Source organism: Kluyvera ascorbata (assembly GCF_023195735.1).
GTDB classification, from domain to species: Bacteria; Pseudomonadota; Gammaproteobacteria; order Enterobacterales; family Enterobacteriaceae; genus Kluyvera; species Kluyvera ascorbata.
On sequence record NZ_CP096201.1, the window covers coordinates 3,446,620 to 3,458,668 of the forward strand.

A 12,049-nucleotide genomic window follows, 5' to 3' on the forward strand; every position below is an offset into this window, starting at 1 on the left:
CAGCATAGCGAACATCAATTTCATTGGGTTCAACGTTATGCTTCGCCTGTTTCGTCAACGGCCTGTCGTCAACCGACTGACCTATATCATCCTGTTTTCACTTTATATCGCTCTGGCGCTGAACATCGCGTTCTATCGCCAGGCCTATACCCTGCTGCCGGTCGATGGTCTGCACAACGCGCTGGTGTTCCTGTCCATGCCGGTGGTGGCATTTGCTGTCATGGCCATTTTGCTGGCCCTGGCGTCGGTGGTTCGTTTAGAGAAAGTCGCCACAACGCTGTTTATTTTGCTCAGCGCCAGCGCGCAGTATTTCATGATGAACTTCGGTATTATTGTTGACCGTTCGATGATCACCAATATTCTCGATACGACGCCAGCGGAAAGCTACGCGTTGCTCTCCGGGCAGATGGTTTTGGTATTTAGTTTTACCGCTCTGCTCGCTATTGCACTGGCCTGGTGGATCAAAATTAAGCCAGCAGCAAGCGTATGGCGCGGCACAATAATGCGTGCAGGTACCGTGACTGTGTCGGTGCTGTTAATCCTGCTGGTCGCCGGACTGTTCTATAAAGATTACGCCTCACTGTTCCGCAATAATAAAGAACTGGTGAAATCACTGAACCCGTCCAACAGCATCGTGGCGATGAACTCCTGGTATTTTCACCATGAGATGGATAATTTGCCGCTGGTAAAAATTGGCGAAGATGCCAAACAGAAAGCGGTGATGAAAAATGGGCCGCGCAAAAATCTGACAATATTAATCGTCGGCGAAACGTCGCGCGCCGCTAATTTCTCGCTGGGCGGGTACGACCGCGAAACCAACCCACTATTAGCAAAAGATAACGTCGTCTATTTCCCCAAAACGGCCTCCTGCGGAACCGCGACGGCGGTATCGGTCCCTTGCATGTTCTCTAATATGCCGCGTACCGGTTATGACGAATCGTTAGCACACCACCAGGAAGGGCTGCTGGATATTATTCAGCGCGCAGGCATTCAGGTGCAGTGGAATGACAACGATGGCGGTTGTAAAGGCGCCTGCGACCGCGTACCGCATCAGGACGTCACCGCACTGAATCTGCCAGGACAGTGCATCAACGGCGAATGCTACGATGACGTGCTGTTCCATGACCTTGAAAAGACTATTGATGCTATGCAGGGTGACGGCGTGATTGTGCTGCACACCATTGGCAGCCATGGCCCAACCTATTACAACCGTTATCCGCCGGAATTTCGTCGCTTCACGCCAACCTGTGATACGAGTGAAATTCAGTCCTGTAGCCAGGAACAGCTGAAAAATAGCTATGACAACACCATTTTGTACGTCGACCATATTGTCGATAAAGCGATAAAACTGCTGCAATCTAAACAGGATAAATTCACCACCAGTCTGGTTTACCTTTCCGACCACGGTGAATCGCTCGGCGAAAACGGCGTGTATTTACACGGGCTACCTTATTCCATTGCCCCAGAAACGCAAAAACATGTGCCGATGCTGTTATGGTTATCTGATGATTATCAGAAACGCTATGGCGTTAATTACGCTTGCTTACAGCAAAAGGCCAAAGAAAATGACTACTCGCAGGATAATCTGTTCTCTACAATGCTGGGGTTAACGGGCGTAGAGACCCAGGAATATCACGCAGCAGATGATATATTAGCCACCTGTAAATAGAGGCCAGCAGATGAAAATATTAGTCGTGGAAGATGACACCCTATTATTACAGGGGCTGATTCTGGCAATGCAGAGTGAAGGATACGCCTGCGACGGTGTGGAAACGGCGCAACAGGCAGCGCTGAGTCTGGCCAACGGGCACTACAGCCTGGTGGTGCTGGACTTGGGTCTGCCGGACGAAGACGGTTTGCACTTCCTCAACCGTATGCGCCAGGAAAAAATGAGCGTGCCGGTACTGATACTGACCGCACGCGATACGCTCGAGGACCGCGTGAGCGGCCTGGATACCGGTGCCGATGACTATCTGGTAAAGCCGTTTGCGCTGGAAGAGCTCAACGCCCGTATTCGCGCGCTGCTGCGCCGCAATCTGAATCAAGGCGATAACGAGATTACCGTCGAGAACCTGCGCCTGAACGTCACCCGCCGCCAGGTCTGGCTAGACGAAGAATTGCTGGATCTCACGCCGAAAGAGTATGCCCTGCTTTCGCGCCTGATGTTGAAAGCCGGTAGCCCGGTACACCGTGAAATTCTCTACAACGATATCTACAACTGGGATAACGAACCGGCGACCAATACGCTGGAAGTGCATATCCACAACCTGCGTGACAAAGTCGGCAAAGCGCGGATTCGTACCGTACGCGGGTTTGGCTATCAGTTGGTTAACACGATAAGCAAAGCGGAGTAAGGCATGGCGCTCTTTTCCATCCGCAAATGGCCGATGCGCCACCAACTGCTACTCACCATCGGTATCATTCTGGTGGTGTGCCAGCTTATTAGCGTGTTCTGGCTCTGGCATGAAAGCAAAGAACAGATTGACCTGGAAGTGGCGATGTTGCTCCACAACCACAACAATGCCAAGCATATCCGTCACGAGGTACGCGAAGCGATTGCCAGTCTGCTAGTGCCCAGTATGCTGATTATCGGCGTCGCTCTCTATCTCTGCCTGCAGGCGGTGAAGCGGATCACACGTCCTTTGGCCGACCTGCAACGGGAGCTGGACTCACGTACGCCGGGGAATTTACAGCCCATCTATCTGCAGCAAACCACCGTTGAGGTGGAAGCGGTGACGAATGCCATCAACCAGCTTGTCGATAACCTTACGCAGACGCTTAACCGTGAACGCCTCTTTACCGCCGACGTTGCTCACGAACTGCGAACGCCGCTGGCCGGGTTAAAGCTACACCTTGAGCTACTGGAAAAAGCCCAGCATCTGAATCTGGCTCCGCTAATACAGCGCCTTGACCAGATGACCGAAAGCGTTGCGCAACTGCTACAGTTGGCGCGTGTGGGCCAGTCATTCGCGGCAGGCGGCTATCAGCAGGTGAATTTGTTGAGCGACGTAATAGAGCCGTTGAAGGGTGAGCTGGAGACCATGCTTGAGGCTCGCGCGCAAAAACTGGTGATTACGGCGCCAACCCCAACGCTGACCGTCGCCGGAGACGCCACGCTGCTGCGGCTACTGCTGCGTAATCTGGTCGAGAACGCGCATCGTTATAGTCCAAAAACCTCAACCATTACGCTGTCTCTGGCGCAGGGTTCACGGCCTATGCTGATAGTGGAAGACCAGGGGCCAGGGATTGATGAGTCGAAGGTAGGGGAGCTCAGCCAGGCATTTGTCCGCATGGACAGCCGTTACGGCGGTATTGGTCTTGGTTTGAGTATTGTAACGCGCATCGCTCAGCTACATGAGGCGGCGTTCTTTTTACAAAACCGCGACACCGAAACCGGGACGCGGGCTTGGGTAGAGTTTAAACAACCTGGCGCGAAAGCGCTTTAGAAGGTCAGCATCCATTGGCAAATAAAGCCAGCAACGATGGCGACAGAGATAAGTACGGTGAACAGCTGCTGGACATTCAGATTAGACATAACACTACCCTCAATGATTTTACGGATAGTATCAGCAGATTATATTAAGTGAACCTTAAGGCGGGTTCCTGATGCGTGATGGCTGCCGCAATTCAGAGAAATAGTGCCGGGCGTAAACGCCTCGCCCGGGCTACGCAGTTTGTAGCCCGGCCAAGCGAAGCGCCGCCGGGACGGCCCCCATTCACGACGCCGCGATAAACAGCTCGCGCAGCTGATGCAGCCGGTCGCGAATTTCCGCCGCTTCTTCGAATTCCAGATTTTGAGCATGCTTGAGCATCTGCGCTTCCAGCGTGGTGATCTGCTGCTGCAGCGCTTTTGGCGTCAGCGCCTGAACATCCGGCTCAACAATTGATGCCGCTCCTTTCGACTTACCGCGGCCTTTCGCTCTGGTTTTCGCCAGCCCCTCACCCATCGCCAGAATATCGACAACGTCTTTCACCAGCCCCTGCGGCACAATGCCGTGCTCTTCGTTATAGCGCTGCTGCTTCTCACGACGGCGTTCCGTTTCGCCTATCGCTTTCGCCATCGACGGGGTAATTTTGTCACCGTAGAGAATTGCTTTACCGTTGATGTTACGCGCCGCACGACCGATGGTCTGAATCAACGAACGTTCGGAACGCAGGAAGCCCTCTTTGTCGGCGTCCAGAATCGCCACCAACGAGACTTCCGGCATGTCGAGACCTTCTCGCAGCAGGTTGATCCCCACCAGCACGTCAAACTCGCCCAGGCGCAGGTCGCGGATGATTTCCATACGCTCTACGGTGTCGATGTCGGAGTGCAGGTAGCGCACCCGTTCACCGTGCTCTTCCAGGTATTCCGTTAAGTCTTCCGCCATACGCTTGGTGAGCGTCGTTACCAGCACGCGCTCGTTGATCACTGAACGTTTGCGAATTTCCGACACCAGGTCGTCCACCTGCGTCCCAACAGGACGAACCTCAATCAGCGGGTCGAGCAGCCCGGTTGGGCGCACCACCTGGTCAATCACATCACCGCCGGATTTTTCCAGCTCGTAGTTGCCCGGCGTCGCCGAGACGTAAATCGTCTGCGGCGCCAGCGCTTCAAACTCTTCAAACTTCAGCGGACGGTTGTCGAGCGCCGACGGCAGGCGGAAGCCATACTCCACCAGCGTCTCTTTACGCGCGCGGTCGCCACGGTACATGCCGCCAATCTGCGGAATGGTAACGTGGGATTCATCAATCACCAGCAGGCCATCGGCCGGCAGGTAGTCGAACAGCGTCGGTGGCGGCTCGCCCGGCCCGCGACCGGAGAGGAAGCGCGAGTAGTTTTCGATGCCAGAGCAGTAGCCCAGCTCGTTCATCATTTCGAGGTCAAACTGGGTACGCTGGCTCAGGCGCTGCTCTTCCAACAGTTTATTATTCGCCAGCAGCACCTTGCGGCGGTCAGCCAGCTCTTCTTTGATCTCTTCCATCGCCTGCACGATGCGCTCACGCGGCGTCACGTAGTGCGATTTCGGGTAGATGGTAAAGCGCTGGATGGTTGAATCAACGTGGCCAGTCAGCGGGTCAAACAGCGAGAGGCGTTCCACCTCTTCGTCAAACAGCTCAACGCGCAGCGCCAGGTCATCCGATTCCGCCGGGAAGATATCGATAACTTCGCCGCGCACGCGGAAGGTCGCACGTTGGAACGCCTGATCGTTACGGGTGTACTGCAGCTCGGCCAGACGACGCAGAATGGCGCGCTGGTCGATAATCATGCCCACCGTCAGGTGCAGCATCATTTTGAGGTACAGATCCGGGTCACCCAGACCGTAGATAGCGGATACCGAGGCCACGACCACGACATCGCGGCGTTCCAACAATGCTTTGGTGGCGGACAGGCGCATCTGTTCGATATGTTCGTTCACCGAGGCATCTTTTTCGATGAAGGTATCCGAGCTCGGGACATACGCTTCCGGCTGATAATAGTCGTAGTAGGAGACGAAGTACTCCACCGCATTCTCCGGGAAGAACGCCTTCATCTCGCCATACAGCTGTGCGGCCAGCGTTTTGTTCGGTGCCAGCACCATCGTTGGGCGCTGAAGGTCAGCAATGACGTTGGCGACGGTAAAGGTTTTCCCCGACCCGGTCACGCCCAGAAGCGTCTGGTGCGCCAGGCCGTCTTCCAGCCCCTCTTTCAGGCGTGAAATGGCAGCAGGCTGGTCGCCTGAAGGACTAAACGCAGAATGCAATTTGAAGGGTTTGCTCATGAATAACGCTACCTGATGACGGATGGGCCGGGCTGGAGATTAATTCTACTCGTCACCTGCCGAATTGCCAATAAAAAATACTGGATATAAAAACAGTAATCACTTATCGTATTTCGTCTATCCGGGGCAATAACCAGCGTCAGCGGCTGAAATTTATTCTCTGACAAGATAAAACACCAACCAGATAAGGTTATCCCCAGAATTTTTTCTCTTTTAACATTTGTCAATATACGTCATGAAAGTTTTATGGCAATCCGCAGCACTTTTTATTACGCCATTGCTTTTATTCATCTTATTGATAATAAAAGAAAAGTACTAAAAGCCGTGTTTCGCACCAATTCGGGCGCAGGCCGCATGTTCTCTCGTTTACCGCAGGTTTTCTAACTCTAATACACAGGGTTATCCACAGGAATAGTGGATAACTACCTCTAGCCCCTATCCCCCGGCACCCGGCGATTTGCGCAACGGCGTGTCAACGTGAATGAAAAAAAATATTTTATCCCCGATTTTGATATTTATCAGCGAAAAAGCACGCCCATTTTGTCCATCAAAACAGGCGATTTCCTTACGTTATCTGCGGGTTAGTGCTTACGAATGAAGAGGGATAACGAAGCAATGGGCGTGCCAGAAAAGCGCTTAAAGTGCGCTCAGGTCGAGGTATTGGCCCAACAACGGTGAATCCACGGCCTCACCGAGCCACGGAATTTCACCAAGCATGGGGGCTGGAATCATCCGCTGAAGCGTACTGAGGTATTCGCTATGACGACGACCCGGCGGGGTCACATCATTGGCAATCCAGCCTGCCAGCCGCAGCCCCGCTTGCTGTACCGCCTGTGCGGTCAGCACCGCGTGGTTGATACAGCCAAGCTTAACGCCCACCACCAGAATCACCGGCAGTTGCTCCATCTTGACCCAGTCTGCCAGCGTCAGCGTCGTGGAGAGCGGCGTAAACCAGCCTCCCGCGCCCTCAACCAGCACCCAATCCGCTTCCGCTTCCAGCGCACGTAAACCGGCAGACAGAATGTCAGCCTCAATAGGCCGCTGTTCGTCGGCGCTGACGATATGCGGAGACGTAGGTTCTGCAAAGGTATACGGATTCACCTGCTCGTAGCGTAACGGCAGCACGCTGTTGCGTTGCAGCGCCAGCGCGTCGCTGTTGCGCAAACCGTCGTCGGTCATTTCACTGCCGGAGGCCACGGGCTTATAACCTGCCGTACGACGCCCCAGAAGACGTGCCGCCTGTAACAGCGCGGTGCTGGCAACGGTTTTACCAACTTCGGTATCGGTGCCGGTTACATAAAAGCGTTCAGTCACGCGAGATAACTCCTGTAAAAAGATGGTAAGTCAGCGGGTATGCGCCCGCCTGAGACGGCCACGCCAGTTGAAGCTGTTGTAGCCTGCCCCGCGTCAGCGGCTGCTGACTGCGCCCTTCGTGAAGATGCGTCGCGCCAATGCCCTTCAGCGAGCGCATGGCGCTCAGCGCATCAGGAAACGTCAGCGTGACAGAAGTGGAAACGCTGCGGCTGTTATAGCCCGCCAGCGCCTGCTGGAGCGTCGCCTCGGGAAGAAAGCGGTTCGCGTGGAGTCGTTGGTCAATGGCGCACCAGGCCTGATTCAACTCCGGCAGTGAGCCTGCCGTCAGCGTGGTAAAGGCCAGCGTCCCGCCGGGACTGAGCTGGCGATAGAGCCCGTCCAGCGCTACGCGGAGGTCGCTACACCATTGAATCGCCAGGTTGCTCCACACCAGGTCAAAACCGCCCGCTGGCAGCGGAATTGCTTCAATATCGGCCTGTAGATAGTGGTCCGCCGCCTGCTGGCGCTGCGCCTGCTCAAGCATTTCTGCCGAAAGGTCCAGTGCCGTGACGTGGCTGCCTTTATCGCGCCAATAGCGGCTGTAGCTCCCCGGGCCACAACCTGCATCCAGCACTCGTTCAAACGCCCGCCCCGGCAACTGGGACAGCAGTTGCCGGGCGCTCAGGCGCTGTAACTCGTCGTGCTGATGGTAGTGCGCTGCCGCGCGGCCAAATGCCGCCGCCACCGCCTGTTTATTGACGGTTGCCATGCAGCACCTCCAGCAATAAGTCGATATCCTGCGATTCATGCGCGGCGGTCAACGTTAAGCGTAAACGCGCCGTTCCCGCCGGCACCGTCGGAGGACGAATCGCCGTCACCCAGCAGCCCTGCTCGCGCAGTTGCTCTGCCAGAACGAGCGTCTGCTGGTTATCGCCAACAATCAGCGGCTGAATCGCACTTTGTGAATCCGTCAACGCAAAATCCAGCCCCTGCGCACCGTGGCGAAACGCGGCAACGTGCTGTGCCAGCTTTTCACGTCGCTGCTGGCCGTCATCGCTACGAATCACCGCTAGCGCCGCCTGTAGCGCCGCCGCCTGGGCGGGCGGCATCGCCGTGCTGTAAATCAAGTGTCGGGCAAACTGTAAAAAGTAGTCCGCCACGTCCTGGCTGCACAGTACCGCTGCACCACTCAGGCCAAACGCTTTGCCAAAGGTCACCACCAATAGTTCTGGATGAACGCCCTGCTGATGGCAACTGCCGCGCCCGCTAGCACCGTTGATGCCAATGCCATGGGCGTCATCGACCATCAGCCAGGCCTTCGCGTCGCGTGCGGCCGCAGCAATATCCGCCAGCGGCGCACCGTCACCATCCATGCTAAACACCCCTTCCGTGACCACCAGTTGCTGACCATCGGTTGGCGCTGCCAGCAGCCTCGAGAGGTGCTGGCTGTCGTTATGCTGAAAGCGGCGAAGCTGCGCCGGGCTCAGCGTGGCGGCTTCGAGCAGCGAAGCGTGGCTGAGACGATCGGCGACGATCCGGTCTTCTCGCCCGGCAAGTGCGGCGATCGTCGCCTGATTGGCGGCAAACCCGGAAATAAACAGCAGCGCGCGGTCATAGCCCAGCCAGTCGGCCAGCTGTTCTTCAAGACGCTGATGCGCGTGGTGGTAGCCGGTCACATGCCCGGACCCACCGCTGCCCACGCCATACTGCTCTGCGCCCTGCTGCCAGGCCTGGATCACCTGCGGATGCTGGCTGAGGCCAAGATAGTCGTTGCTGGAAAAATTGCAGTAACGACGCTCACCGCGCACCAGCCAGCGGCCCGCACCTTGTTCCAGCGGCTGGCGAGAACGGAAGGCCTGAGCCTCCCGACGTTCGCTTAATGCCTGTTCAATGCGCTGTTGCCAGCTCATACCGCCGCCGCGTTGTAATAATCCTCGGTATCCGGCGTCATCAGCACCTGTTCCAGACGCTGCTGCTGTTCGTTATCACCCGCCGTCACCGTGGTCTGCTGCGGGTTGAGCCCCAGTTTACGGAACAGCTGCAGGTCTTTGTCCTCTTCCGGGTTTGGAGTGGTCAGCAGCTTGCAGCCATAGAAAATCGAGTTGGCACCGGCCATAAAGCACATTGCCTGCGTCTGCTCGTTCATCTGCTCACGGCCCGCGGAAAGGCGCACGTGGGAGGTTGGCATCATGATGCGCGCCACCGCGATAGTGCGAATAAAATCAAAGGCATCGACATCGTCGTTATCTGCCAGCGGCGTCCCTTTGACCTTCACCAGCATGTTAATCGGTACGCTCTCCGGCGGCGTTGGCAGGTTGGCGAGCTGCAGCAACAGCCCGGCACGGTCGGTGACGGTTTCACCGAGGCCCACAATGCCGCCGGAGCAGACTTTAATTCCGGCATCGCGCACTTTATCCAGCGTATCCAGACGCTCCTGATAGCTACGGGTGGTAATAATATTGCCGTAGAACTCCGGTGAGGTATCGAGGTTGTGGTTATAGTAATCCAGACCCGCCGTCGCCAGACGATGCGCCTGGCTATCGGACAGCGTGCCCAGCGTCATACAGGCTTCCAGCCCCATCTCTTTCACGCCCTGAACCATCTGTTCCAGGTACGGCATATCGCGGTCGTTCGGGTTTTTCCACGCCGCGCCCATGCAGAAACGGGTCGAGCCCGCCAGTTTGGCTTTACGCGCCGAGTCCAGCACCTGCTCGACTTCCATCAGTCGTTCGGTTTCCAGCCCGGTTTTGTAACGCGAGCTCTGCGGGCAGTATTTGCAGTCTTCCGGGCAAGCGCCGGTTTTGATCGACAGCAGCGTGCTTACCTGCACCTGCTGCGGGTCGAAATGCTGGCGGTGAACCTGCTGAGCTTCAAACAGTAAATCCAGCAACGGTTTATCGAAAAGAGCGGTGACCTGCGACATTGTCCAGCGTAAAGGGTTAGCCATTGGCTTCTCCGGGGTTTTGTTAATTTTCGGTTCGGTTTATACTCGTAAACCTAAAACTTTTCAAAATGGTTTACAAGTCGATTATGACAACGGACGATCTTGCCTTCGATAGCCGCCATATCTGGCATCCCTACACCTCAATGACCAAACCGCTGCCGGTCTATCCGGTGGTTTCTGCCGAAGGCTGCGAGCTGCATCTCGCCAACGGCGAGCATCTGGTGGACGGCATGTCTTCGTGGTGGGCGGCCATTCACGGCTACAATCACCCGCGGCTGAACGCGGCGATGAAGACGCAAATCGACCAGATGTCGCACGTGATGTTTGGTGGAATCACCCACCCTTCCGCCGTGGCGCTGTGCCGTAAGCTGGTGGCGATGACGCCGGAGCCGCTGGAGTGCGTGTTCCTTGCCGACTCGGGTTCGGTGGCGGTGGAAGTGGCGATGAAAATGGCGTTGCAGTATTGGCAGGCCAAAGGCGAGTCGCGCCAACGTTTCCTGACCTTCCGCAACGGCTACCACGGCGACACCTTTGGCGCGATGTCGGTATGCGACCCGGATAACTCCATGCACAGCCTGTGGAAAGGCTACCTGCCGGAAAACCTGTTTGCGCCTGCGCCGCATAGCCGTTTTGACGGGGAGTTTGACGAGTACGATATGGTGGCCTTTGCCCGCCTGATGGCCGCGCATCGTCATGAGATTGCCGCCGTTATCCTCGAGCCTGTCGTTCAGGGCGCGGGCGGTATGCGGATGTATCATCCTGAGTGGCTAAAGCGTATCCGCAAGATGTGCGATCGCGAAGGGATCCTGCTGATTGCCGATGAGATTGCCACCGGCTTTGGTCGTACCGGCAAGCTGTTTGCCTGCGACCATGCGGGGATTAGCGCCGACATTCTGTGTCTCGGCAAAGCGCTGACCGGCGGCACCATGACGCTCTCCGCCGCCATTACCACCCGCAACGTTGCCGAGACCATCAGCAACGGCGAAGCAGGCTGCTTTATGCACGGCCCGACCTTTATGGGTAACCCGCTGGCCTGCGCCGTCGCGACAGAAAGCCTGGCGCTGCTGGAGAGTGGAGAGTGGCAAATGCAGGTGGCGGCAATTGAACGCCAGCTCAAGCGCGAACTCGCCCCAGCCGCCGACGCGCCGCTGGTCGCCGATGTCCGCGTGCTGGGCGCCATTGGCGTCGTCGAGACGCGCTACCCGGTGAATCCGGCGCTGCTCCAGCGCTTTTTCGTTGAACAGGGCGTGTGGATCCGTCCGTTTGGCCGCCTGATTTATCTGATGCCGCCATATCCGATCTCCCCGCAGCAGCTGACGCGCTTGACCCGAGCGGTGTGTCTCGCGGTCGAACAGGAAACATTTTTTATCCAATAAGCTGCGGTAATCCGCCCGCGTTGCCGCTACACTCCTTTGTTAATCAGTTGATTAACAAAGGAGGCAGTTGATGAAATTAGTCAGCCACGACCTGCGTGACGGTGAAAAGCTTCCCCATCGCCAGGTGTTCAACGGCATGGGCTACGATGGCGAAAACCTTTCTCCCCATCTGGCCTGGGACGATGTCCCCGCTGGCACCAAAAGCTTTGTCGTAACCTGTTACGACCCGGATGCACCAACCGGCTCCGGCTGGTGGCACTGGATTGTTGCCAATATTCCAGCAGACACCCGCGAACTGCCAGCCGGCGCAGGTTCTGGCCTGGTCAGCTTACCGGCAGGCGCTTTGCAAACGCGTACCGACTTCGGTAAAGCGGGCTACGGCGGCGCGGCTCCGCCAAAAGGTGAAACCCACCGTTATATCTTCACCGTCCACGCGATGGACGTTGAGAGCATTGAGGTTGATGAAGGCGCCAGCGGCGCGATGGTTGGCTTCAACGTGCACTTCCATAGCCTCGGCAGCGCATCCATTACCGCCCTGTTCAGCTAATCAAAAAACGCTCTGTTAAAGCCCTGCTCGGGAAACCTGGCAGGGCTTTTTTGTGCCTGAGGCGCCGTGCTGTAATTTTCTAACGTAAAGGTCGAAGCGTGAAGGGAAAGCAAGGAAGCGTCAGAGGAATGTAAATATATCTTGTGAA

Annotated in this window: 11 protein-coding genes; 6 read left to right on the top strand and 5 right to left on the bottom strand. The window is 56.5% G+C overall.

Features of this window, described 5'->3' with window-relative positions; genetic code table 11:
• Window positions 1-37: 37 nt before the first annotated feature.
• The 3 genes from eptA to pmrB are packed head-to-tail and all read left to right on the top strand — an operon-like array spanning window position 38 to window position 3,446.
• Window positions 38-1,669 carry a phosphoethanolamine transferase EptA gene (gene eptA, locus MY052_RS16460; RefSeq protein ID WP_248537433.1) on the top strand — a complete coding sequence of 544 codons (1,632 nt, stop codon included), beginning with the start codon at window positions 38-40 and terminating at the stop codon, window positions 1,667-1,669.
• Window positions 1,670-1,679: 10 nt separating this feature from the next.
• Window positions 1,680-2,354 carry a two-component system response regulator PmrA gene (pmrA, locus tag MY052_RS16465; protein ID WP_035892237.1) on the top strand — a complete coding sequence of 225 codons (675 nt, stop codon included), beginning with the start codon at window positions 1,680-1,682 and terminating at the stop codon, window positions 2,352-2,354.
• A gap of 3 nt (window positions 2,355-2,357) precedes the next feature.
• Window positions 2,358-3,446 carry a two-component system sensor histidine kinase PmrB gene (gene pmrB, locus MY052_RS16470; RefSeq protein WP_202216200.1) on the top strand — a complete coding sequence of 363 codons (1,089 nt, stop codon included), beginning with the start codon at window positions 2,358-2,360 and terminating at the stop codon, window positions 3,444-3,446.
• Between the two features lie 270 nt (window positions 3,447-3,716).
• On the opposite strand, the gene uvrB is transcribed toward pmrB, so the two are convergent.
• Window positions 3,717-5,741, bottom strand: a complete 2,025-nt coding sequence (uvrB, locus tag MY052_RS16475) for an excinuclease ABC subunit UvrB (RefSeq protein WP_248537434.1) — start codon at window positions 5,739-5,741, stop codon at window positions 3,717-3,719.
• Between the two features lie 246 nt (window positions 5,742-5,987).
• Here uvrB and MY052_RS16480 point away from each other — a divergent pair, with 246 nt between their 5' ends.
• A complete protein-coding gene (locus MY052_RS16480; RefSeq protein ID WP_156105143.1) occupies window positions 5,988-6,125 on the top strand; it encodes a hypothetical protein in 138 nt (45 codons plus the stop codon).
• 252 nt (window positions 6,126-6,377) lie between these two features.
• On the opposite strand, the gene bioD is transcribed toward MY052_RS16480, so the two are convergent.
• The 4 genes from bioD to bioB are packed head-to-tail and all read right to left on the bottom strand — an operon-like array spanning window position 6,378 to window position 9,981.
• Window positions 6,378-7,055: a dethiobiotin synthase gene (gene bioD / locus MY052_RS16485; RefSeq protein WP_202216202.1), complete on the bottom strand. Its 678-nt coding sequence runs from the start codon at window positions 7,053-7,055 to the stop codon at window positions 6,378-6,380.
• Window positions 7,048-7,803: a malonyl-ACP O-methyltransferase BioC gene (gene bioC, locus MY052_RS16490; protein WP_035892228.1), complete on the bottom strand. Its 756-nt coding sequence runs from the start codon at window positions 7,801-7,803 to the stop codon at window positions 7,048-7,050. Before bioC ends, bioD begins: the two co-directional genes overlap by 8 nt.
• A complete protein-coding gene (gene bioF, locus MY052_RS16495; protein WP_202216203.1) occupies window positions 7,787-8,944 on the bottom strand; it encodes an 8-amino-7-oxononanoate synthase in 1,158 nt (385 codons plus the stop codon). Before bioF ends, bioC begins: the two co-directional genes overlap by 17 nt.
• Window positions 8,941-9,981 (bottom strand): biotin synthase BioB, encoded by a 1,041-nt coding sequence (bioB, locus tag MY052_RS16500; RefSeq protein ID WP_248537435.1) that lies wholly within the window; start codon window positions 9,979-9,981, stop codon window positions 8,941-8,943. The genes bioF and bioB overlap by 4 nt, the downstream gene beginning before the upstream one ends.
• An 83-nt stretch (window positions 9,982-10,064) precedes the next feature.
• Here bioB and bioA point away from each other — a divergent pair, with 83 nt between their 5' ends.
• A complete protein-coding gene (gene bioA, locus MY052_RS16505; RefSeq protein WP_248537436.1) occupies window positions 10,065-11,354 on the top strand; it encodes an adenosylmethionine--8-amino-7-oxononanoate transaminase in 1,290 nt (429 codons plus the stop codon).
• A gap of 70 nt (window positions 11,355-11,424) precedes the next feature.
• Window positions 11,425-11,901, top strand: a complete 477-nt coding sequence (locus MY052_RS16510; RefSeq protein WP_123651727.1) for a kinase inhibitor — start codon at window positions 11,425-11,427, stop codon at window positions 11,899-11,901.
• The last annotated feature ends 148 nt before the right edge of the window (window positions 11,902-12,049 follow it).

What these genes read in the sequence shown, in the direction of transcription:
- bioA (WP_248537436.1), top strand. Translation starts at nt 10,065, where the DNA reads ATGACAACGGACGATCTTGCCTTCGATAGCCGCCATATCTGGCATCCC.
- bioB (WP_248537435.1), bottom strand. Translation starts at nt 9,981, where the DNA reads ATGGCTAACCCTTTACGCTGGACAATGTCGCAGGTCACCGCTCTTTTC.
- MY052_RS16480 (WP_156105143.1), top strand. Translation starts at nt 5,988, where the DNA reads ATGGCAATCCGCAGCACTTTTTATTACGCCATTGCTTTTATTCATCTT.
- bioF (WP_202216203.1), bottom strand. Translation starts at nt 8,944, where the DNA reads ATGAGCTGGCAACAGCGCATTGAACAGGCATTAAGCGAACGTCGGGAG.
- uvrB (WP_248537434.1), bottom strand. Translation starts at nt 5,741, where the DNA reads ATGAGCAAACCCTTCAAATTGCATTCTGCGTTTAGTCCTTCAGGCGAC.
- bioC (WP_035892228.1), bottom strand. Translation starts at nt 7,803, where the DNA reads ATGGCAACCGTCAATAAACAGGCGGTGGCGGCGGCATTTGGCCGCGCG.
- pmrA (WP_035892237.1), top strand. Translation starts at nt 1,680, where the DNA reads ATGAAAATATTAGTCGTGGAAGATGACACCCTATTATTACAGGGGCTG.
- eptA (WP_248537433.1), top strand. Translation starts at nt 38, where the DNA reads ATGCTTCGCCTGTTTCGTCAACGGCCTGTCGTCAACCGACTGACCTAT.
- pmrB (WP_202216200.1), top strand. Translation starts at nt 2,358, where the DNA reads ATGGCGCTCTTTTCCATCCGCAAATGGCCGATGCGCCACCAACTGCTA.
- MY052_RS16510 (WP_123651727.1), top strand. Translation starts at nt 11,425, where the DNA reads ATGAAATTAGTCAGCCACGACCTGCGTGACGGTGAAAAGCTTCCCCAT.